24 protein-coding genes are annotated in these 23,190 nt (G+C 39.0%); 15 read left to right on the top strand and 9 right to left on the bottom strand.

Features of this window, described 5'->3' with window-relative positions:
- Window positions 1-6 precede the first annotated feature (6 nt).
- The 6 genes from IE056_RS13320 (at window position 7) to yidC (ending at window position 5,903) form a co-directional block, all read left to right on the top strand.
- Complete coding sequence (locus IE056_RS13320; protein ID WP_229793766.1) at window positions 7-594, top strand: carboxymuconolactone decarboxylase family protein; 588 nt, start codon at window positions 7-9, stop codon at window positions 592-594.
- 24 nt (window positions 595-618) lie between these two features.
- Entirely contained in the window at window positions 619-1,479 is an 861-nt protein-coding gene (locus IE056_RS13315; RefSeq protein WP_189605211.1) for a coiled-coil domain-containing protein, read from the top strand.
- Window positions 1,476-1,853, top strand: coding sequence for a response regulator (locus IE056_RS13310; protein WP_189605210.1), 378 nt, complete (start codon window positions 1,476-1,478; stop codon window positions 1,851-1,853). The genes IE056_RS13315 and IE056_RS13310 overlap by 4 nt, the downstream gene beginning before the upstream one ends.
- A 135-nt stretch (window positions 1,854-1,988) precedes the next feature.
- A complete protein-coding gene (locus IE056_RS13305) occupies window positions 1,989-2,222 on the top strand; it encodes a DUF3820 family protein (RefSeq protein ID WP_189605209.1) in 234 nt (77 codons plus the stop codon).
- Between the two features lie 118 nt (window positions 2,223-2,340).
- A complete protein-coding gene (pyrG, locus tag IE056_RS13300; RefSeq protein ID WP_189605208.1) occupies window positions 2,341-3,984 on the top strand; it encodes a CTP synthase in 1,644 nt (547 codons plus the stop codon).
- Window positions 3,985-4,049: 65 nt separating this feature from the next.
- Window positions 4,050-5,903, top strand: coding sequence for a membrane protein insertase YidC (yidC, locus tag IE056_RS13295; RefSeq protein ID WP_189605207.1), 1,854 nt, complete (start codon window positions 4,050-4,052; stop codon window positions 5,901-5,903).
- Between the two features lie 80 nt (window positions 5,904-5,983).
- Here the strand turns inward: yidC and IE056_RS13290 are convergent, their stop codons facing one another.
- Window positions 5,984-6,961, bottom strand: a complete 978-nt coding sequence (locus IE056_RS13290; protein WP_189605206.1) for a fasciclin domain-containing protein — start codon at window positions 6,959-6,961, stop codon at window positions 5,984-5,986.
- A 194-nt stretch (window positions 6,962-7,155) separates the two neighbouring features.
- On the opposite strand from IE056_RS13290, the gene IE056_RS13285 reads away from it, so the two are divergent.
- From IE056_RS13285 to IE056_RS13270, 4 genes are all read left to right on the top strand, one after another.
- Complete coding sequence (locus IE056_RS13285) at window positions 7,156-7,830, top strand: toxin-antitoxin system YwqK family antitoxin (protein WP_189605205.1); 675 nt, start codon at window positions 7,156-7,158, stop codon at window positions 7,828-7,830.
- Between the two features lie 46 nt (window positions 7,831-7,876).
- Entirely contained in the window at window positions 7,877-8,278 is a 402-nt protein-coding gene (locus tag IE056_RS13280) for a lipocalin family protein (protein WP_189605204.1), read from the top strand.
- 194 nt (window positions 8,279-8,472) lie between these two features.
- Window positions 8,473-9,660 (top strand): tRNA 2-thiouridine(34) synthase MnmA, encoded by a 1,188-nt coding sequence (gene mnmA / locus IE056_RS13275; RefSeq protein WP_189605203.1) that lies wholly within the window; start codon window positions 8,473-8,475, stop codon window positions 9,658-9,660.
- Between the two features lie 21 nt (window positions 9,661-9,681).
- Window positions 9,682-10,623, top strand: a complete 942-nt coding sequence (locus IE056_RS13270; RefSeq protein ID WP_189605202.1) for an NAD(P)H-dependent flavin oxidoreductase — start codon at window positions 9,682-9,684, stop codon at window positions 10,621-10,623.
- A 114-nt stretch (window positions 10,624-10,737) separates the two neighbouring features.
- Here the strand turns inward: IE056_RS13270 and IE056_RS13265 are convergent, their stop codons facing one another.
- The 4 genes from IE056_RS13265 to guaA all read right to left on the bottom strand — a co-directional run bounded on the left by IE056_RS13265 (window position 10,738) and on the right by guaA (window position 15,250).
- Window positions 10,738-11,280 (bottom strand): DUF922 domain-containing protein, encoded by a 543-nt coding sequence (locus IE056_RS13265; protein ID WP_189605201.1) that lies wholly within the window; start codon window positions 11,278-11,280, stop codon window positions 10,738-10,740.
- A 79-nt stretch (window positions 11,281-11,359) separates the two neighbouring features.
- Window positions 11,360-11,764, bottom strand: a complete 405-nt coding sequence (locus tag IE056_RS13260) for an OsmC family protein (protein WP_189605200.1) — start codon at window positions 11,762-11,764, stop codon at window positions 11,360-11,362.
- Window positions 11,764-13,710: a LysM peptidoglycan-binding domain-containing protein gene (locus IE056_RS13255; protein WP_189605199.1), complete on the bottom strand. Its 1,947-nt coding sequence runs from the start codon at window positions 13,708-13,710 to the stop codon at window positions 11,764-11,766. The genes IE056_RS13260 and IE056_RS13255 overlap by 1 nt, the downstream gene beginning before the upstream one ends.
- Before the next feature lie 10 nt (window positions 13,711-13,720).
- The gene (guaA, locus tag IE056_RS13250) at window positions 13,721-15,250 is read right to left on the bottom strand and encodes a glutamine-hydrolyzing GMP synthase (protein ID WP_189605303.1); all 1,530 of its coding nucleotides are present in this window, start codon (window positions 15,248-15,250) and stop codon (window positions 13,721-13,723) included.
- 148 nt (window positions 15,251-15,398) lie between these two features.
- Between guaA and IE056_RS13245 the strand changes: the two genes are divergently transcribed.
- Window positions 15,399-16,904, top strand: a complete 1,506-nt coding sequence (locus IE056_RS13245) for a tyrosine-type recombinase/integrase (protein ID WP_189605198.1) — start codon at window positions 15,399-15,401, stop codon at window positions 16,902-16,904.
- A gap of 99 nt (window positions 16,905-17,003) precedes the next feature.
- Here IE056_RS13245 and IE056_RS13240 read toward each other — a convergent pair whose 3' ends face one another.
- A complete protein-coding gene (locus tag IE056_RS13240) occupies window positions 17,004-17,267 on the bottom strand; it encodes a hypothetical protein (RefSeq protein ID WP_189605197.1) in 264 nt (87 codons plus the stop codon).
- A 140-nt stretch (window positions 17,268-17,407) separates the two neighbouring features.
- Here IE056_RS13240 and IE056_RS13235 point away from each other — a divergent pair, with 140 nt between their 5' ends.
- From IE056_RS13235 to IE056_RS13225, 3 genes are all read left to right on the top strand, one after another.
- Entirely contained in the window at window positions 17,408-17,836 is a 429-nt protein-coding gene (locus IE056_RS13235) for a hypothetical protein (protein WP_189605196.1), read from the top strand.
- A gap of 89 nt (window positions 17,837-17,925) precedes the next feature.
- Complete coding sequence (locus tag IE056_RS13230) at window positions 17,926-18,597, top strand: hypothetical protein (RefSeq protein WP_189605195.1); 672 nt, start codon at window positions 17,926-17,928, stop codon at window positions 18,595-18,597.
- A 161-nt stretch (window positions 18,598-18,758) separates the two neighbouring features.
- Window positions 18,759-19,232, top strand: a complete 474-nt coding sequence (locus IE056_RS13225; protein ID WP_189605194.1) for a hypothetical protein — start codon at window positions 18,759-18,761, stop codon at window positions 19,230-19,232.
- Window positions 19,233-19,336: 104 nt separating this feature from the next.
- Here IE056_RS13225 and IE056_RS13220 read toward each other — a convergent pair whose 3' ends face one another.
- The 3 genes from IE056_RS13220 to IE056_RS13210 all read right to left on the bottom strand — a co-directional run bounded on the left by IE056_RS13220 (window position 19,337) and on the right by IE056_RS13210 (window position 20,922).
- Complete coding sequence (locus tag IE056_RS13220; protein ID WP_189605193.1) at window positions 19,337-19,933, bottom strand: recombinase family protein; 597 nt, start codon at window positions 19,931-19,933, stop codon at window positions 19,337-19,339.
- Window positions 19,934-19,972: 39 nt separating this feature from the next.
- Entirely contained in the window at window positions 19,973-20,290 is a 318-nt protein-coding gene (locus IE056_RS13215; protein WP_189605192.1) for a hypothetical protein, read from the bottom strand.
- 134 nt (window positions 20,291-20,424) lie between these two features.
- Complete coding sequence (locus IE056_RS13210; RefSeq protein WP_229793765.1) at window positions 20,425-20,922, bottom strand: hypothetical protein; 498 nt, start codon at window positions 20,920-20,922, stop codon at window positions 20,425-20,427.
- A gap of 1,578 nt (window positions 20,923-22,500) precedes the next feature.
- On the opposite strand from IE056_RS13210, the gene IE056_RS18540 reads away from it, so the two are divergent.
- A complete protein-coding gene (locus tag IE056_RS18540; RefSeq protein ID WP_229793764.1) occupies window positions 22,501-22,884 on the top strand; it encodes a hypothetical protein in 384 nt (127 codons plus the stop codon).
- Window positions 22,885-23,190 lie beyond the last annotated feature (306 nt).

The raw sequence follows: 23,190 nt of genomic DNA, 5'->3' as shown, positions 1-23,190 counted from the left end.
CCTACTATGACTACAGATAATGCAACTGTTCCTGCCAGATACCTTATGGTTCCTTATGAACAGGCCTCCCCGGCCGTAAAGGAAATTTACGATGACACTAAAAAAACACTTCAATTGCCATTTGTGCTCAACTGGTTTAAATGCCAGGGAGACAATGCTACGCTCTTAAAAGGAAACTGGAGTAAATTAAAGCATACGCTTATGGAAGGCGAAGTTCCCAACGTACTTAAGCAACTTATTATTTATAATGTTTCGAAAAAACGCGGTTGCCAGTACTGTTCCCATGCACATGGTATTTTTGCCGATAGCATGAGCTCCATGATTTCTGAAGAAGAAGGATTTAAAGCTACCGAAAACATCGATTCTCCCTCTATGCCTGTAAGTTACAGGACAGCTATACAGGTAGTAACAAAAGCAGCCCTGCACCATGATCAAATTAGTGATGCAGATTTTAAAGAATTAAAGGAGGCTGGATTTTCGGGTAAAGAAATACAGGAACTCATGGCGCAGGCAGATCTTGTGAACATGCTCAATACCATTGCAGACGTATCGGGGATCAAAATTGATAATGAATTACTGGAAACAGCCGAATAAACCATTCCTTCATCCGGGTTTTTCATGAACAATCAATTATCACAGCGCTACAGGATCATCTACGAGGCTTATTCCAAATTCGCTAACGGGATCAATCGTTGTGGCTCTGTGGGTGAAATTGTGGAAGACCTGCAAATGCACCTAAAATATCTGCTGAATTTTCACAGCATTAAGTTACTGCTTCCGCAGGAGGAAGGATTTTTGCTGCTTTCCGTTTTTAGCGATGATATCTCGTACAGGATTGTAGAAAAAGAGTCCCTGCTGCCCTTTGAAAAAAGTCTTTTACAGAAAAGTATCCCGGTAAGAACATCTGATATTCCCATAGAACTTTTCAGAACAGAGAGTGATTTTTTAAAGCTGAAAAATCCGGAATTATGGGGCTGGTCCTTTCAGAAAAATGACAGACAGGTATTGGTTTCCCTGATTTCAGATGAACAAAAGCCTTTTACTTTTGGAGATGTGGAAATCCTGAAACTTGTCACCGACTGTCTGGAAGCTAAACTTCAGGAAATTTTGCTTAAAAATCAACTGGCAAATAGAAACAAATCCCTTTCGGAAGCTTATAAAACGATCAAACTGCAAAATGATCAAATTCAGAAGATCGTAGAAAATCAGAAAGAAATCATCAAAGAACGGACCCGGGAGATCATGGAGAAGAACGAGAAACTTCTTCACATTTCGGCCCTGAACGCCCATAACGTAAGGGAGCCCCTATCCAGAATTCAGGGAATTTCACAGCTTTTTGAATATTACGATGAGAAAGCCATTAGAGAAGAACTTATCCCAAAGCTCAATACTTCCCTGGAAGAAATGGACTCGGTATTACAGGAAGTGATAGAAATGGCCTCCCAGGAACTTATTTCCTTAAAAGCGGAAAAGACATGACCAAAATCTTTTTAATTGACGATCAACCAATCGCCAACTTCATAGCGAAAAAACTGCTGGAAATAGAAGGCTATTCCCATAACGTGCACGATTTCACGAATCCTGTGGAAGCCTTTGAGATAGTGCAGCAGGAAAAAGAGGATGCCTTGATATTTCTTGATCTCCAAATGCCCGAAATGAACGGCTGGCAGTTTCTGGATCAAATGAGCCTGAAAGAACTGGAACATAAGGTAATCATTCTCACCTCCAGCACCAGCGAATTGGATCTTCAAAAAGCCCGAAATTATCCTTTTGTTGTGGAATATGTAATTAAACCCCTCAACAAACAAAAATTCAGTGACCTTTCCATACACTTCAACCTTATCCAGGAGTGATATTAGGCGTTCCCGAAGCACTTCTTTTTTGAATACTCTCAAATTAGCTCCCTCTGCAGCCATTTTTTCAGAAATTTTTGAAAAAGCACTTTTTCCAGTCGCTCGCAGTCTGCATTATTTCCGATATTCGCACCCATGGAACTTCAACCAGATTACAAAGAACTGCTCGACCTGGCGCACGCCAAAATGCACTTCGGAAAATACAAAGGCCGTTACCTTTCCGAATTACCCGAATTTTACCTGGTGTGGTTTCGGCAGCAAGGATTTCCGAAAGGCAAATTAGGTTCCCAGTTACAGCAGGTATTTGAAATGAAGGTGAATGGTATGGAGCAGATTCTAAGGACCATTCGCAAAAAGTACCCGCGCTAATTCTCTGCTCTTTAACCCTTAAAGTTTTCCTAACATAAACATAGATAAAAGGTTTCTTTTTCTATTCTTCTTTGTATTTTAGCGCCCTGAATATTCAACGTACAAACATCCTATTAAAATGGCCGAAACCAAGTATATTTTTGTCACTGGCGGTGTTTCCTCTTCTCTTGGAAAAGGCATTATTGCAGCATCTCTGGCAAAATTGCTTCAAGCGCGCGGATACAAAACCACTATTCAGAAGCTGGATCCATACATCAATGTAGATCCCGGAACTCTTAACCCTTACGAGCACGGAGAGTGTTTTGTAACCGAAGACGGGGCCGAAACCGACCTTGACCTTGGTCATTACGAACGTTTTTTGAACGTTAATACTTCAAAAGCAAACAACGTTACCACGGGAAGGATCTACCAAAGCGTTATCGAAAAGGAAAGACGCGGTGAATTCCTCGGAAAAACCGTTCAGGTTGTTCCGCATATTACCAATGAAATTAAAGAACGTATACAGATCTTCGGAAAAACCGGGGAATATGATATTGTGATCACCGAAATTGGTGGTACTGTGGGGGATATTGAATCCCTGCCTTATATTGAAGCTGTACGACAACTTAAGTGGGAGCTGGGTGATGAAAACGCATTGGTGATCCATCTTACACTGGTACCATATCTTTCTGCTGCCGGGGAACTTAAAACAAAACCGAGTCAGCATAGTATAAAGACCCTCATGGAAAGCGGGATCAAAGCCGATATTCTTGTGTGCAGAACAGAACATGAACTAGGCGATGACATTCGCAGGAAACTCGCTTTATTCTGTAATGTGAAACAGGAAGCTGTGATCCAGTCTATCGATGCTTCCACCATATACGATGTTCCTAATTTGATGCTGGAAGAAGGCCTGGACACCGTGACGCTGAAAAAGCTTTCGCTGCCCGATGATACTTCTCCAAACCTTACGCAATGGAATGAGTTTTTGCAAAGGCATAAAAATCCGAAGCACGAAGTAACCATTGGATTAATTGGAAAATATGTTGAGCTGCAGGATTCTTATAAATCAATTCTTGAATCTTTTATACATGCCGGTGCAAGAAATGAAGTCAAAGTGAATATTGAAAGTATTCATTCTGAATTCATCAATGACACGACCATCAAAAATAAAATTTCCCATTTAGACGGAGTCCTGGTCGCTCCCGGATTCGGAGAACGGGGAATTGAAGGAAAAATTGATGCGGTTCGTTTCGCACGGGAAAACAAGTTGCCATTTTTAGGTATTTGTCTTGGAATGCAAATGGCGGTGATAGAATTTTCCAGAAATGTGCTTAAGCTGAAAAATGCCAATTCCACAGAAATGGACCCTGATACGGTACATCCTATCATCGACCTGATGGAGGAGCAGAAAAATGTTACCGATAAAGGGGGTACCATGCGACTAGGTTCCTGGCAGTGTAACCTGAAAGAAGGTTCCCTGGCCGAAAAGGTGTACAATAAACCAACTATTAGTGAAAGGCACAGGCATAGATACGAATACAACAGCAACTATGCGCACCAGCTGGAAAGTGCCGGCATGATAAGTTCCGGAATAAATCCTGAAACAAAACTAGTTGAAATTATAGAGATCCCCGATCACCCATGGTTCATGGGAGTACAGTATCATCCTGAATATAAGAGTACCGTCGCAAGTCCGCACCCATTGTTTGTGGCCTTTGTGAAAGCGGCAAAAGAATACTCTCAGGGTAAAAAAGCTGCCAGCTTGGCACAAAACTCTTAAATGGTCACTTTATTGACTAGCATAAAAATGCGAGAATACTTCGCGATCTATATTTAAACCTTGTAATGGAAGAAAAAAAATTTGATGTTAATTCCCTGATAGGATTTCTCTTAATTGGAGGTATCCTGCTTTGGATGTTATACAACAATCAGCCTACAACTGAAGAACTGGAGGCTGAACAGCAAACAGCTACCGAACAGGTAGAGCCCGAGACTGATAGACAGATCAACAATCTATCTGACGACAGGCAGCTATCAACGCAGGAAGATTCAGCTGCAATTGCACAGGCGCAAAGCAGGCTGGGGGCATTTGGTTATTCGGCTACGTTAGCTTCAGCTACAGAGAATACCACTACAATTTCCAATGATGTTCTGGAATTGAAGATCGATAATAAAGGTGGTTATATTTCAGAAGCAAGAATTAAAGACCACAAGACGTATGATTCCATACCCGTTTATATCATTAAAGACGGCAATGCTGCATTTAATATTAATTTCAGCACAACAGACGGAAGAGTACTTGACACACAGAACCTGTATTTTGAACCAACAGTAACACAGGCCGGCGATAACACCGTGCTTACCATGAGGTTAAAAGTATCGGAAGATGAATATCTGGAATATCGATATGTCATGAAACCGGGAGAATATATGCTCGATTTCAGTATTAGATCCCAGGGATTAAATGATGTATTTAATACAGCTAATGCACTCACTCTTAACTGGGCTTTGAAAGGCTATCGCCACGCCAAGAGTATTTCTTATGAAAATCAATACACCGAACTTGTTTACGAATATGACGGTGGTAATGATGATTCTATTAAAGACGGGGACGATGAAGAGGAAAATATTTCCTATGTTGGTTATAAACAACATTTCTTCACCTCCATTCTTTTAACAGATACTCCTTTTGCAAGGGGTAAATTCGTTTCAGAAAACCTGGTGGAAGACGAAGAAATAGATACTGTCTACACGAAAGCCTTTGCCTCTACTTTTCCTTTAGAATTAAAAGGAGGCGAACTTAATTACAATATGAACTGGTACTATGGTCCCAGTGATTACCAAATATTGAATAATTACGACCGAAATCTGGATGAGATCATGCCGCTTGGCTGGGGGATTTTCGGGTGGATCAATAAATATGTTATTATTCCGTTCTTCGGATTTTTGATTGCTTACATGCCTGCCGGGATTGCCATTATTGTAATGACCATTGCGATAAAACTGCTATTGTCTCCCGTACAGTACAAACAATATCTGTCTCAGGCCAAGATGAAAGTATTACGGCCGGAGATCAATGAATTGAACGAAAAGTTCAAGGACAACCCAATGAAAAAACAGCAGGAAACCATGAAGCTGTACAGCAAAGCCGGGGCCAGTCCCATGGCGGGATGTATACCTGCTTTAATACAACTTCCTGTTTTCTATGCGTTGTTTCAGTTTTTCCCGAGTGCATTTGATTTAAGACAACAGGGATTCTTATGGGCAGATGATCTTTCCAGCTATGATAAGATCGCAGATCTTCCTTTTAATATTCCGTTCTATGGAGACCATGTGAGTTTGTTCCCTATTCTTGCGTCTATTGCGATCTTTATCTATATGATGATGACAACAGGCCAGACGATGCAGAATGCCCAACAACCGGGAATGCCTAATATGAAGTTCATCATGTACCTCTCTCCTATTTTCATGTTGTTTTTCTTCAACAACTTTGCGAGTGGACTTTCTTTATATTACCTGACATCTAACCTGATTACGATCTTTTTAGTCTTGATCATCAAAAACTTCATTATTGATGAAGATAAGATTCACGCCAAGATCCAGGAGAACAAGAAGAAGCCTAAAAAACAAGGAAAGTTTGCCAGGAAGATGCAGGAGATGATGGAGCAGGCAGAGCAACAAAAAAATGCGAAGAAATAAATCTTACGCATTTCTATAATTAAATAAGAGCCCGGTATTAACCGGGCTCTTTCGATTTAAAATAACCTAACTGCTATTTCTTACATAGCAGGTAAAAGAACCATATCCAGCACATGGATCACTCCATTGTTTGCCTGAACATCGGTTGCTACAACAGTAGAAGTTCTACCGCTGGAGTCTGTAAGAGTAACAGTATCACCAACATTTACAGTAATACTATCCTCGTTTAACATTGTTACTACCATTCCGTCTGAAAGATCCCCAGATCGTACATTTGCTCCGGCAACCACGTGATAGCTCAAGACAGATGCAAGAACATCACCTGAAATATCATTAAGACTTTCTGCTTCCAATTCTTCTAAAAGAGCTCCAAAAGCATCATTTGTTGGTGCGAACACGGTGAATGGTGCAGGATCTGAAGTCATCATTAAAGTCTCCACAAAGGTGTAAGAATCTTCACGAGTCAAAGCAGCAACTAAAGTATCGAAAGTTGGATCTGCCATCGCAAAAGTGGTAATATCAGGAAGACCAATAACAGCATCTACAGCATGGATAATTCCGTTGTCAACCTCTACATCTGCAGTAACCACATTGGAAACTCCGTTAATCATTACTCCGTCAGAAGTATCAATGTACATACTTAAATTTTCTTCTGAAGCACTTCCTACAGCCATACTTTCAATATAACCGGTAGTAAGATCTCCCGAAGTAATTATTCCTGATTGTACATGGTTCATAAGCACCTGTGTCAAAACATCTGTAGGTACTTCACTTAGATCTGAAAATCCGTTGTCAGATAAAAATGCTGCGAAAGCATCATTATCTGGTGCAAACACAGTGTAATTTGCCGTTCCATCAAGGGTAGCAGTTAGCCCCGTTACCTCTAGAGCTGCCTCTAAAGAGGAATAATCATCATTAGAAGCTACAAAATCTGCTATGGTGTTTGTCTCCGGCACCACCACATCATCTACAGCGTCATCATCATCACTACAGGAAGCCAAACCAAGGGTTAAAAAAGCAACCGCAGTAAATCTTGTCAATTTTGAAATCAATTTCATATGTAATAAGTTTAAGTTATTACGTCAAAAGTAAACGATAAGAATAGTATATAATGTTTAAGTTTGGTTAATTTTATTTAAACATTTCCCAATTAAAATGATAGTGCCCCCGAACCCTCAAAAACTCCATCAGGGAATTGACCGGAAAATAATTTATTTTTACAGCCGTTATAATCTTTCAAATGCTGACTGTAATGCGAATCATATTCTGTCTATGTCTTTTTCTTTCTTTCCTCAAAGCTCCTGCACAGGAAACTCTGAACAATTTTGACGAGAACGGAGAACGTCATGGTCCATGGAAAAAATATTTTGAAGAAGATCCAGATCAGCTAAGGTTCGAAGGTGAATTTGACCATGGAAAAGAAACCGGCCTGTTTAAATTTTATCAGTTAGGGCTAAAGAAACCTGCCGCCACCAAACTTTTTTCTCCCGATTCTGATATTGCAGAAGTAAAGTTTTTATCTCAAAAAGGTAAAATCATCAGCGAAGGGAAGATGCAGGACACTACCCGGCTTGGCGAATGGAAATATTATCATAAGAATTCAGATAAGCTTTTGATGCTTGAAAACTACAAAAACGGAATCCTGCACGCAGAGAAAATCACCTACTACGAAAACGGCCAGGCTGCCGAAAAAGCTTATTATATGAATGGAGAATTACACGGAGAAGTTTTCATGTACTCCGAAAAAGGAGTTGTTCTGGAGCTCCTCACCTATGAAAACGGAGAGTTACACGGCCCTGCGAAATTCTACAACGGGAAAGGAGAGCTGGTTACAGAAGGAAATTACAAAAGGGACAAACACCACGGCATCTGGAAATATTATGAAAATGAAGAACTAAAAGAAGAAAAAGATTTTAGCCCCAAATAATAGATTTTTAATTTAATTACCTTTACCACGAACAAAAATGAACATTATGAAAAAGTATTTTTTATTGATTTTATTGGCAGGTTTTTTTACACTGACTTCCTGCAGCAGTGATGATGACGGAGACGATGATTTTGAACAGAATATAGTTGCAACCTGGCACTTAACAGCTGTTGAACCACCTCTTTTAGATTTTTCTGAATGCTCCACAAATCCCACTATTACTTTTGAGGAAGATGAGACAACTGAGTGGACATTTTACAACGCAGAAAATGATTGTAAGCCAGAAACTGATACAGGAATGTGGAACCAAAATACCGAATCAAATTACACTGTAACTATTCCTGGATTTGGTTCATTTGACGGAACTGTAGAATTTCAGAATGAAAATGAATTCATTTTCACAAGTTCATACCAGACAATTCCAGTTGTATTATATTTTGAAAAATAGTAATATATCAACAAATCAGATTAGGTGGCTTTATGCCACCTTTCTTGTTTTAGCTCCTTCCCATTCGAATCCAATTTCCCTCAAAAAAGTTGCTTTTTTTATGTAATTTTGCAGCCTCTTTTCCGTCTACTACAAATCAGGTTTTTATTATCTGAACTAGCTATATTTTACTGCGGAAAAGCAAAAACATAATAATGAAAAGAGTTGTTGTAGGTTTATCGGGTGGAGTAGATTCAAGTGTATCGGCTTATCTATTGAAAGAGCAGGGTTACGAAGTAATTGGCCTGTTCATGAAGAACTGGCACGATGATTCCGTTACCATTTCTAATGAATGCCCGTGGCTGGATGATTCAAATGATGCCATGCTGGTAGCCGAAAAACTGGGAATCCCCTTCCAGACCGTAGATCTCAGTGAACAGTATAAGGAGCGCATTGTCGACTATATGTTCAATGAATATGAGAAAGGACGCACTCCAAATCCCGATGTTTTGTGCAATCGGGAGATAAAATTTGATGTTTTCATGAAAATAGCCCTTTCATTAGGGGCCGATTTTGTGGCTACAGGACACTACTGCCGCAAAGGAGAGACCAAGGTTAACGGAGAAACCGTTTACCAGCTCCTCTCCGGAAAAGATCAAAATAAAGATCAGTCTTATTTTCTTTGTCAGTTGTCTCAGGAACAACTTGCAAAAACACTATTCCCAATCGGGGAACTTCAGAAATCTGAAGTCCGGAAGATTGCTTCGGAACAGGATCTTGTAACGGCAGATAAAAAAGATTCCCAGGGCTTATGCTTTATTGGGAAAGTCCGTTTACCGGAATTCCTTCAGCAGAAATTACAGCCAAAAGAGGGTGTTATTGTAGAAATAGAATCAAATACTGACATCTACGGAAATCAGCAACCGGTTTTCAGCAGCAAAAAAGAAGAACTCGAGTTTCTTTCCCGGAAATACTCCTACGCTCCTGCCGACGGAAAAGTGGTAGGCAGGCACCAGGGAGCACACTATTTCACCAAAGGCCAACGAAAAGGCCTTGCCGTGGGAGGAACTCCCGAACCTCTGTTTGTGATCGAAACAGATGTAAATGAGAATGTGATCTACACCGGGCAGGGCAAAAACCATCCGGGGATCTATCGTTCGGGCTTATTTGTTTCAAATGAAGAAGTACATTGGGTAAGGCAGGATCTTAGAATCGATGCAGACGAAGAGTTAAAGGTAAAAGCCAGGATAAGGTACCGCCAGCCGTTGCAGGATGCTACTTTGCACCAAACAGAAAACGGAATGTACATTGTTTTCGATGAGCCGCAGGCATCTATTACCGAAGGGCAATTTGTAGCCTGGTATCTTGATGACGAACTTGTAGGCTCTGGTGTAATTTCATAACTTTTCGCCAAAGAGATTTTCATGGCTAACAGAATTACAGAACTTTTTAATATAAAATATCCACTTATTCAGGCAGGAATGATCTGGGCCAGCGGCTGGAAACTTGCCAGCGCAGTGAGTAATGAAGGCGGACTCGGAATAATAGGTGCAGGTTCCATGTATCCTAAAGTCCTCCGGGAGCATATCCAAAAATGCCGAAAGGCCACAAACAAACCTTTTGCAGTAAATGTTCCCATGCTCTACCCCAATCTCGAGGAGATCATGCAGATCATTATTGAAGAAGGAGTAAAAATTGTTTTTACCTCAGCCGGAAACCCAAAAACCTGGACCTCCCATCTACAGGAAAAGGGAATTACCGTAGTACATGTGGTGAGCAGCGTAAAATTTGCCTTGAAAGCAGAACAAGCCGGAGTAGATGCCGTAGTTGCCGAAGGTTTTGAAGCAGGCGGGCACAACGGAAGGGACGAAACCACTACGTTCACCTTGATTCCCATGGTACGGGAACAAATCAATATTCCGTTAATTGCTGCCGGGGGCATTGCCACCGGAAAAGGAATGCTGGCCGCTATGGTCCTGGGAGCAGATGCGGTGCAGGTTGGTAGCCGTTTTGTTGCCAGCAATGAAGCCAGTTCTCATCAGGCATTTAAACAACGTGTGGTAGAGGCTAAAGAAGGCGACACCATCCTCACCCTTAAAGAACTTGCTCCTGTAAGATTGCTTAAAAATAAATTCTTTGAGGAAGTGACCGAACTATATGCTACAAATCCTACCAAAGAAGACCTCATCAAACTACTGGGACGCGCCAGGGCCAAAAAGGGCATGTTTGAAGGAGATCTTGAACAGGGGGAACTCGAGATTGGACAAATCGCAGGATTGATCAACGATATAAAACCTGCCGCCAAAATTGTTCAGAAAATTATAGAAGAATTTGAACAGGCAAAAGCAGAAGTAGCATCGTTTTGAGAAGTAAGCACCAGGCCTTTCCAACCAAATAAAAGTCAGAAAAAATTCTGTTTGAAATGTTCCGGAAGGAATTTCTGAAATATTCAGAAGATCAAAAAGAGGCTCCGGATACGTTTATTTAGAATAATCCTTAAACTTCTCCAGTTCAGATTTTACGAATTGTCGCCATTCCATTTCTGCTTCCCTGTTAAGGCTGTGCCCGGTTTCGGCGTCATATTTCTGCTGCATCTGGTGGCTTTGGGATTGGATTTTTTTGTAAATATTCTGAAGCTCTCTTTTATAACCCTTACCAATCTTATATTCCTGCAGCGCCTTCCGAAGTTTTCGCGCATGAAGTTCGGTAATATCAAAATGCAACTGTTCATGGCCTAACAGATACTCACTTCGCTCCCCCTCTTTCACCCAGGAATGTGCAGGAATGAAAAAGGAACGCACGTCGAAATCAAACTCAATATGTTTATCTGATTGTTTAACCGAAAAGGAATGTGAGATACCTGAATTTGTTTCTGCATGAAACGGACTCGCTAATTTAGGCTCCCCCTGAAAAAGGCTCCAGTCAAGTGGATTTTCTTCCTCCCAGGATATTTTCTCCTCTGTCTCCTGAGCAAATCCAACTGCATTAATAAAAAGAAAAGCCCCAACAATGAATCTATACATATATTTCTTGGAATGTTACACACCATTTAAAGCAAAACGCAGGCCAATTCCGGAAATCAGTAAAAGAAAAAACGCACAATTAACCGGAGTATTTAAACCTGATATCAAGTTCAATATCGGGGTGTAAACTGTATAAAACCGGGCATGTTTTTGCAGATCTCTCAATTAACTTCGTCGCCTTCTCATCATAAGAAGCAGGAAAGGAGATCACCACCTCTATTTTTGAAATCCGGCGAGGATCGGCTGCCATTGTTTTGGTCACTTCTGCATTAGTTCCGGTAATATCAAGATTATGATCCTTTGCTTTAATGCCGATAATGGTAAGCATGCAACTCGCCAAAGCGGTAGCCACCGTATCTGTAGGAGAAAAAGCTTGTCCTTTTCCGTTGTTGTCCACGGGGGCATCTGTTATGAAACCTGCATTACTTTTAAGGTGCACACACTCGGTTCTTAAATTGCCAAGGTAGGTTACTTTTGAAGTCATTATCTAATCACTTTTAATTCCAGGTTGTCATCATACGCCATTATATAAATGGCCCTGTTAAGAAATCCGCCGCTGGGAGTTTCTCCATAACTAAATTTATTCTCCACATATTCTGTGGTCAGCTCTTCCTTCATGGATTCGGCAAGGCTTTCAGCAGTAGCAAGTCTTAGAAGAATATCATAAGTGACATCAAACCCTCTCACCGCATAAGTGTTGGGAACTACATCATATTTCTTCATGTAACTGGAAATAAAATAATTTTCTCTGTCCTTACTGTATTCTTTATCTACCGATGGAAAATGAAAATGTAATTTACTCAAATGCCTGTGAGAGATATTGTCGCTTTCAAAACTATTGGTTTTATTAGTGGTGAAAAGCGTGATATCATAATCATCTGCCAGAGAGTTCAGGTATGATGTGGCATTGCTCAGCACACCAATACTACTTCCTTCTAAAATCACCCAGTTAGGTCTCCCTTTTACAAGCGCAGACGCCACTTCATTTCTATTCACCTGACTTCCGCCGGGATTCAATGCTCTTGCCCCCGGAAGAGAAGCCATTAATTTTTGTCTTTTTGCAGAAGAAGAAGCATCTGCAATGATCACGAAATTCTTTCCTGCTGAATTTTCCTTAAGGTACGAGATCATAATATCTGTCAACATCTCGTCTGTAGGCCTCGTCTGGTAGAAATTATCCATTCCACCGGCTTCCTTCTTCGTAAGAGGTGATACCACAGGTATTCCACGATCCCTTAATTTCCCGGCTGCAGCCTCGGCAGTAGACTGCAATATTGGCCCAATGACTGCATCTACTCCAGAGAAGTTATTGGTATTGATAATATGGTTTACTTCACTAACATCCTGCTTTGTATCAAACACTCTCACATTAGTAGACAATCCAAGTGTTTTTGCAGAATCAATCGCCATCATTACTCCGCTGTAGAAGTCCAGGGAGATCTGCAACACCTTATCTCTTTTGATCTGTGCCCTTGCGTTGGTGGTAGTGTCGGTACTCTGGATTTGATCCAGTTTAAACGGCAGCATCACCACAATTTCCCTGGTATCGAAATTGGAAATTCGTTGTTCCAGGTTAACGATATCTTCATCGGCAGAATAAGAAACCTCCACTCCCGTAGTTTCCAGGTTAGGGATCTTTAACACCATCCCGGCTTTCAAACCTTCAGCAAGCGCAGGATTTAATCCGATTAACGAATCTTTACTGATCCCGAGTTCCCGGGTAAGGGAAAACAAGGTTTCCTGCGGTTCAACAAGGTAATACTTGAACAAGCCACCATCCACTTCTATAACCTTCTCTGTAGCTCCATTAGATACCTTCAAGACCATCCCGGGACGAAGCTCATCCACCCCCGGATTCAGCCGGTTAAGTTCTTCTATTGTAATATTGTATTTTCTGGAAATTCCGTATTTCCCTTCTTTGGGTAAAACCACATGTTCCTTAGCTGAAAGGTTCAACGGATTTTGAGGAGATTCATCCGTTTGAAATTTTTCATTTGGAACTTCAGTTGCCACCTCGATGACCTTCTGAAGGCTTACCGGAATCCTGATCCTTTCCCCTCTTCTTAATTCTTCGGAATAAAGATGCTTATTAAAACGTTTTATATCTTCAATTTCTACATTGTACTCCTGAGACAGACTAAAAAGGGTTTCTTTTCGCTTTACCCGGTGGGTTTTGAATTCCACCTCTTTATCATTATCTACATCTTCTTTTACTGCATTTCCCAGCGGCACCACAAGTTTGCTCTGAGATCTGATCCCGTTGCGGGCATCAGGATTTAGTTTAAAGATCTCTTCTGTGGTAACATTATACTTCCTCGCTACACTTTCTACTGTTTCCCCCTGTTCTACAATATGATACTTGTACTGTTGCGCAAAAGCAGAAACAGAAAGCATCTGAAAAAATAAGAAAAGTACAATTATATGTTTCATAGATATTTTTTTATTCCCACTCAATCGTTGCGGGAGGCTTAGAGCTAATGTCATATACAACCCTATTAACGCCTTTTACTCTGTTAATTATTGTGTTGGATGTTTTTTGTAAAAAATCATATGGCAAATTCACCCAGTCTGCAGTCATTCCGTCGGTAGATTCCACCGCACGCAAGGCCACTACTTTTTCATAGGTCCTTTCATCCCCCATCACTCCTACAGAACTTACAGGCAGCAAAATAGCACCAGCCTGCCACACTTTATCATATAACATCCAGTCCTTTAATCCCTGAATAAAAATATGGTCCACCTCCTGTAAAATACGAACTTTTTCTTCAGTAATATCTCCCAGGATCCTTATTGCGAGTCCGGGGCCAGGGAAAGGATGTCTTCCCAGCAATTCACTGTCAATTTCAAGTTCGGCTCCCACTCTTCTTACCTCATCTTTAAACAACATACGAAGTGGTTCCACAATTTTCAGTTTCATAAAATCGGGCAGTCCACCCACATTGTGATGGGATTTAATGGTTGCTGAAGGTCCGTTGACAGAAATAGACTCTATAACATCGGGATAAATGGTTCCCTGCGCCAAATATGTCACATCTGTAATTTGATGAGCTTCATCATCAAAAACCTCAATGAACGAATTCCCGATGGCTTTACGTTTCTCTTCAGGATCTGATATCCCTGCAAGAGCATCCAAGAAGCGTGCCGAAGCATCTACCCCTTTTACGTTTAGCCCCATATGTTTGTACTGGTCAAGAACACTCTCAAACTCCCCTTTCCGGAGCAATCCATTGTTCACGAAAATACAGTACAGATTTTTTCCAATCGCTTTGTGCAGCAAAACAGCAGCAACCGTAGAATCCACGCCTCCGCTAAGACCCAGAACCACTTTATCATCCCCAATCTTTTCCTTTAATTCTGCCACGGTCATATCCACGAAAGCTTCGGGTGTCCAGGATTGTTCCACCCCTGCAATGTGTACGAGGAAGTTTTCTAGCAGCTGTTTTCCATCGGTTGAATGATAAACTTCAGGATGAAACTGGATTCCGTAGGTCTCTTCTCCATCAATCCGGAAAGCCGCATTCAGGACGTCGGGCGTACTTGCAAGACGAACCCCGTTTTCAGGTAGTTCTTTGATAGTATCACTATGACTCATCCACACCTGTGAATTTTCTGTGATCTTATCAAAAAGTGCTTCTTTGTCTTTTATAACAGAAAGATTTGCTCTTCCGTATTCTCTAATTTCTGAAGCTTCCACTTTTCCGCCGTTAAAATGCGCCAGATACTGGGCACCATAACACACTGCCAGAAGTGGAAGTTTCTTCCTGATTTTGGTAAGATCTGGATGCGGTGCATCTTCTCCTCTTACAGAAAACGGACTTCCCGAAAGAATAACCGCCTTGTAACTGGAAAAATCCTCAGGTAAGTTGTTGAACGGATGAATTTCGCAGTAGATATTGAGCTCTCTAACTCGTCTTGCAATTAATTGCGTGTACTGCGAACCAAAGTCTAAAATGAGTACGTTGTTTTGCATGTGCAAATCTACCGAGTTTGCATCTTGTTCTTTTTCAGTCATTTATAAATTTATTTAGTACAGTAGTCATAACTCAATACCTATAAACCTGTATTAAAATGTGATATTTTGTATGTTTGTATTGTCAATAATCAAATCACACAAAATAATGGTACTCACCCCAGTAATCAGGCCCATCCCAAAGAAAAAAGATCATAAATATGTCATGATCAGGATTCATGATGGTGGCACAACTCCCAGGTATAAAACTACAGGGTACAAAATAAAGGAAAAAGATTGGAACAAGAACGCCAAAGCTGACAGAAAAAACTGGGTCAGAACTACCGCAGATAATTATGATCTAATCAATGATAAAATTGATCAAATGCTGGGGGAACTCAAGGCTGAATTGGAAGGTACCAGTGATACAAAAATCCTTCAACAGACCAGGAACACCAGAAAAGGAAGTAAAAGAAGTTATCTCAAATACACCAAAACTTATATCTCGCTTACTAGGAACCAAGCAACCAGGATCAACCTGGAACAGGGAATCAAAAAGCTCTATAAATACCTGGAAGAAATTGACCAGCTTTACTTAACCTTTGATGATATTACCAGGAACTTCTGTAAAGGCTATTACAATTACCTTCTGGATAGCTATTCAACCGCAAGTACCAACCAATACTTTGGAGTCTTTAGAACCATTTACAATGATGCTGTGGGGGATGATTCACTCAACATTCAAATACCCATCAGCCCCTTTAAGGATTTCAAATACAGCAAAAATAAAACCACCAACACACCACTAACCCCCGATGAATTTGAAGATTTAAAATACACCCCAACACCAAAAAGAAATTGGGAAATAACCAAGAATATTTTTTTGTTCCAGTTCTCCAATGCTTTCAGGATAAATGAGGTGATGTTGCTCAAATGGGGTGATATAAATTACAGAAACAATGAATTTCTGATTGATAAACACACCAGCAAGACCACTATAAGGGTATTTCGCAACATATCATTGGAGGTGGTTGAGCTTCTGGTGCCTGGAATTGAACGGTATTTTCCAAGAGTAAGGGAAAAGCTGGAGAAGATCAATCAGAATGTGGAACAGATGAAAGAGGATTTGAAGATCAAGCAACAATGCCCACCCAAACCATTGACCCCTGAAGATATGTTATTGAAGTTATCTGAAGGTGTCACCAATGATCAGTTGAGAAAGGAACTTAATGAGGTGAAAAGTTATGAATCCACCATAAAAGATTACCAGAAGGAAATTGATAGTCATGATTTCTCAAAACGTCTCTTACTTCGAAAATATATTATTGAACTTAACCAAAACCATCCAGATAATTTTGTTTGGGACAAACCCGACTTGGAAAGTATTGATATTAATAGAATGAATGCTGATGATTATGCTGCTTATAAGCGTTGTGTGGGTAGTAATGATGGGTATCTTAAAAGATTGCAGAAGGAAGCTGGGATAAATACTAAACTCTCAAGCCATGTTGCCAGGTACACCGCATCCCAGTTCATGTTCAATTCAGGAATGGATTTCAACCAGATCAGCCAATTCCTCACCCACACCAGCCATGGAACCACAGAGAAATATGTGAACAGGCTGGGTGTAAATTCTAATGAACTCAGCAACTACCTTACAACATTCATTAAATAGGACCCTCACAACCCATTTGCAGGGCACGTGCTGCATCATATCCCGTTGAACAACAACTAATATCCGTTTGATTAATAAGCCTCTTATAGGGGGCTCATGCTATTTTGTAATATTCAGCTTTGACATCTTGTCTTCTAAAAACCTCCAAAGTTCATCAAAATCAGAGTTCATATAAATGTAATCCTCTACCTCTGAATCTTGAAGAAAGATATTAAGTTCGGTTATTTTCCTGAGGATTGAAAAGGTCTTACCTTTCTGTTCTACCGTTTCAAGTATAGAATAAAGCTCAGTAAGTTTTTCAATTATACCATACACGAAATCCTTGTGCTTTCGAGCATTCATTATTAAATCTTTACCATCCATAGAATATATATTTTACAGAATCTGAATTTAATAAATTTTACAACTTCCCCACTCTCAATACCTAAGATATTTTAAAACCTTCCACATAGGAATGATTCCATTTGTTATACCTTTGTTGGATATATTCCAGATAAAGAATTATGAGCCTGAAGCGAAGTGTTGGTAATACTATAATCCAGAACCAAAGATCTCGAATAGAAAACCCTCTTGAGGGTATAGAAATTGATTATTATTTCATGGCTTCCAGGGTTGGTGGTAGCAAAACAGAGATTTCTTTGAAGCTATGGACGATTATTGTGGATGCTCAGGGATATGTTTACGCAATGCACACAAAACACATGGGGCACTTTGAAGAGTGGGAAACCACCATCCATAATAGAATGCATGAACATCTTTTAATAGCTGGTGTTGATCCTCTCATGACCAAACGGTTATTGACAGATATCGAAATTAAAAAAGATGGTCATTTGATCAAATGGGATACCAGATGTGGGGGTGACTATATTGGGATTGATGGTAGCAACAACCTCTATATCCGTAAAAATAGATTCACGTATGTTCAATTTTAATTTAAATTTAGTTGTGTATTGAAGAGAATTTCCTTCATTATTGCGGGTCATATTATTGTAATATATTTACAAATAAACCTCCCTCAACCATGAACACTCAAGAATATAAACCTCTTTTCAAATTTATCCGTAGCCAAATACAAGATTTAAGGGCTTCAGAAGTAGAAGCAAAACTTGATGTATACAAACTAAAGAATACTTTAGAAAATTTAAGAAGTGCATTGGATTATTTAGCAGCAGATATTAAGGAATATTACGGTTATAAAAACCAGTCCTCTTTTCCATACAGTGATAAGGATGAAAAAACTTTCAAAAATTATGTGAACCAAAAGTTCCCTAATCTTGATAGGGACCACCCAGAATTGTACGAAACATTAAAAGATGTTCAACCTTTTCTACACCAAAACAACTGGTTGGAAATTCTCAATAAGAAAGTTAATTTATCCAAACATAATACTCCCAGAATTTCTGAAGCTGAAAATTACCAAGGAATTGAAATTTTAGGTATTGCTGATTTGAACAATCTTGAGAGAGATATTTTTATCGACCTAAAGAATTATGAAGGCCATGGTTCTGGAAATATTTCGGTAAAGAACGGCACCCTCAATATTACTGATGCCCACAATATTGTTATATCAGGAAAAGATAGAACTGGTTTTGTTTTTAAATCGGAAGATGTAGAAATAATACCCTTCCTTGAAGTTTGTCTTGAAAATATACAAGAACTATCAGAAGAGATTTATTACCACTTCGATGGTTAACCAATAAATATATAAAATACAATGGGCCGCGAATCACCAGGGTCCATCTTGCACAATGTGCAGCCTTTTCAGGCTAGTCAAATAATCATTAACTGTAATCACACAGCAACAATTACCAGCAAAAATAATTATTTTACATTGGCCTCAAATTCTAATATTTGATGGAAAATTGCGAAAATTATTTTAATTGGGGCTCATTGGTTGTGCCTATCCTGGTGGTTCTTATTGGTGGTGGCTTGGCCTTTTGGCAGATGAACTACAGGAACAAGCAAGAACGGATTAATAAATGGAAGGAGGAATTTAGGGGATATATGAGTGAATATATGCATACAGTACTGGATTTGAATTTTACATTAAATTTACTGGGGAAGGATATTTCTATGGACAGAAAGGTTGATCCTAGCTTAATAGATAATTCTTCAGCAGGGACTAACAAATTAATGGCAGTAATAGCTAAAATTGAAATGCTCTTGGAATACAAAACCCCTAGCCAAAATAAATTAATTGAGACCTTTCACAACCAATGGGATTTTGTGCATGAGGCTCAAAAGGGTAACACAGACAAATTCAAAGGGGACTTATTATCTGATGTAATGCTTGCAGCCAAGGATGTCCACAGGGAATATAAGGGATAACTTAAAAAAATAAAAATAAAAAGGGCCCCGAATCACCAGGGCCCAATAGTCAAATAATTATCACTTATCACAATGATAACTAAGCGACAAAGATAATAAATAATTTATTCCTTCAAATATCCTTTAACCTTTTGAACGGTCCCCAGACTAACATCACATAGTTTGGCTGTTTTACGCAATGAGGTGCCCAATTTAAGCTCTTTGATAACGTTGGGGTACTTATCCAAAAATTCATTTTTTTCTTCAGTGGTGCCCCTCTCACGCCCCCTGTATACACCCTTAGCTTTTGCCAGCGCAATCCCCTCTCTTTGCCGTTCCAACATTGTTTCCCTCTCCATTTCACTGATATTTGCCAGAACCGAAATTATTAATTTAAATGCTGGGTTGCTCTTATCTTTCACCCTGCTCTCAATCCCTAGATTATCAACCTTTACAATCACACCTGATTTATCCAAATGTTGAAGGGTGGTCAATATATCCATTAGATTCCTTCCCAATCTATCTACAGCATGAACCGCTAAATAAGACACTTTCTCCTGCTCTACAGCCTTTAAAAGCTCTGAGCCCTGTTCACGTTCTTCAAAAGGAATTGAACCGCTACAAACGTCTATAAATAGCTTTTCATCTGGATGCTCATTTATTAGTTGTCGTTCATGTTTCTGATCCGCTGTTGAAATTCTTACATATCTTGCTTTATTCATAATAGGATGTTTTAATTGGGGGCCAAGGCCCCCATTGTTTTACTTGTAATCTTCAATCTTTTCAACCCTGGTATCAATTTCATTCACCAGCATATCGAAATAAATCTCAGAGGCCGAATCCTTCACGTTGTACCTTTGATTAAGATAGTGTACTCTGTAGGTATCATTCCATTGAAGGATGATAAATACCCAACCACTGTGGTGGTGACCCTTAACTCTCAACAATAGACCTTCATTGTTGTAGTTGATGATTTCAGATACACCCCAGGACCAGAAAACAGGCCCAGAGGCTTTAAGTAGTTGAAGGGTTTCATTTGTGTTGAACTCTCGTTCAGTAAGTGTTTGTAAATGTTTCATTGTGATAAGTAATTTGATTTATTTGACTGGTGTAAAGATACAACCTACTACCTATTGCAATAAATTTAGGGTGTACTTTTTTTATGGTATAGGTAAAATAATAACCCCCACATTTCTGTGAGGGTTTCTGGTTGTTAGTTTAATTGAAAGGTTTGTTTTGTTTTAAATTCCTGGCTTCCATAAGTATCTTTTATCTGGTCCAGGCTCTTACCACTCTTACCCTTTTGTTGGTAATCTACAGGTGAAAAGTACCAGTTCTTTTTTTGCCTGGCCCATCTTGCATTGTTGTACCCCTCAATACTGATTCCTTTGATGGTTTCCTTTTGCTCATACATAGCACCATTCTTGATATCTTCCAACCAGATGAAGGAACCAACAAAACTAATTTGGATATCTGTAAGCCCTTCAAATTTCTTTATGATGTTGTAGAATTTATCAGCATTAAAATCTTGATCAGCTTCAAAGCCAGTATCAAACTTAAGTTTATTAGTAAGACTTTTAAATTCTTTGTACATAGCCACGAAGTCAGCTTGAGAATCGTACCCACTTGTATCAGGGTGCAATTTGATAGATAGTTTTCTGAAAAGGTTTTTAGCCTCGTTCAAATTGGTAATGTTGTTGAAATAATTCATTGTGATAAGTTTTAATTAATTTGACTATTCAAATATAAAAACAATATCACAACTGTACTAATTTTAGGGTAGGTTTATTTAGTACTTTAACATTTGAGTAAATACGTTGTTTTCACCCACGAAAAATGTATAACAGATAAAGCATGCCCTATTTATAGTACGCACTTAAATCTGAAGCAGTGGATTAATGAGAGGCTGATGAGGGCAATTAAGATTAACTGATGTTTTGCAAATGATCAGGGAACTAGGTGAAGATGGTTATTGATGTGCTGCTGGTTTTTTCCCATCCAATACCGAAATGGAGGGTGCTTTTATACGTATTAATGTAGAAATAAAGGAGTAGATATAAGACTAAGAGTAAATTAAACCCCTTTCAGTTAAAGAATACAATTTTTACCCGAAAATAAGTTTGAATACTGTGGATACTAAAATACCTTTAAGTAATCCTGAAGATACGTACTGTCGCTAAACATCCCCATCCTTGTCTAAATTCACTACGGATCAACTCCTTACCCCTTGTTTATCAAACGATTATCATTGTTTTATTAATTTAATTCCTCAAATTTTTTATGCCCATATGTACGCAACTACTTTTTAAGAAGTTCTCGGCTCGACCAAAAGGGTCAGAAGAACCTGAATTTATTATTAGTAAATATTTTTTTCGGAACCCCCTCCCCCTCAACAGGGTTCCATTTCCTTTTGACAAGTGAGCGGGCCCATGGATACAAAGACCTTAAATGCTCGCAGAGAGCAAGAAATTCTTACAGTCCCCGTCCAAAAATCCGCCATTCCGTTTAACACAGTGTTGGTTCAAATACCCATCTTGTGGAAAGGGCTGAAATGCTAAATCATTACCTTCATCTTTACGAAGGTGTAGCTAGGAAACTAAAAACACAAAATTCCACCGACATTTTCGCCCATGTCATTCTCAAACTTTTGTTAAAAAAAAATCCTTAGATTCGTAAGTATAAATGAGAAACAAATCTACCCAATGCATTTAGCGATACGTTGGCTACAATTTAACCAGTTCGTATTCAGTTTTAAGAACTCTATTCCAAGAGAATATATTTAATTTTTAAATCAATCCTGAAAACTAAATTCAATGCCCTTATATAAATTACAAGAAGGAGAAAAAAAAGCTTACGCAAAAAATATTTAGAAAACTTAGAATACTGGCTACGAAGAGTCATAGATCACCAACTTACTGAAGAGTACGGAGAAAATTATTTATCTCACGAAAATGAATCGAATCAGTATTTAATAAAAAAAGAGGTAAGAGATAAAATTCAGTTTAGATATAATCAATATACAGATAGATTCCATAGAAGAATTGATGCTTCACTTCTAGAGCACTTAATCTATATAATTTGTAAAGAAGATCTATATCAAAATCATTTCAGACCTTTTTTCGAAAACAACTTTAGTTTTGGAAGACTTCAGGTTAAAAAAGTTTTACAGGAACTTAGTGAAGTTAGAAATAGAGTTTACCACATAAATCCCATTTCTGTAAGACAACTAGAAAAAGTGATTTGCTATAGTAATGACATAATTGAATCAATAAAAAACCAGTATAGTCAAATGAATTTAGAAAGAAAATTTAATGTTCCAACTATTTTATCTTATTCTGACTCCTTAGGACAACACCTCCTAAGAGAAAATATTCGGTGGGCGACAAATTGTTTAATAATTGATAATAGAGGGTTCGAAACATATTGTCACGACACCATAAGTCTACAAATAGAAGTAGATCCGTCATTTCCAGAAGAAGACTATGACATAGAATGGAAGTTTAACAATCGTACTCTCGGAACTGATAAAAAAGTGGAAATCACTTTTGAAGAGGCAGATGTCAACGATTTTAGACCTGTGATTGTAAAAGTTAAATCAAAGAAAAACTGGCATAAATTAAATGACTGTGATGATTGTCTTGCAATCCAATTAACAATATTACCTCCAGAATAAACGATTAAACTGTAGCCAACACTATATAAAAAACAATGCTTGAATTAGTCTCGAATCGAAACTCCGAACTCGCTTGCTTTGCGGATGGTCCTGCGGACAATCACGCACGCCAGCTCGCACTGTTTTTATACGGGACGTTAGCAGCAAGTGAAAAAACCAACTAAGCTAAAAATGACAGACTCTTTTTTTAATATTCCAAAATACTAGTGATGCGTTGATTTTTTTAAAAAGCTTATAATTGACTGATAATAAAATACTTATACACGTTCTTTGATTTTTTGATTTGAATTGATATGTAGCTTTGCC

Source organism: Salinimicrobium marinum, assembly GCF_014651535.1.
GTDB classification, from domain to species: domain Bacteria; phylum Bacteroidota; class Bacteroidia; order Flavobacteriales; family Flavobacteriaceae; genus Salinimicrobium; species Salinimicrobium marinum.
The sequence above is the reverse complement of the archived record's forward strand: the minus strand, read 5'-3'. Positions and strand labels throughout refer to the sequence as shown.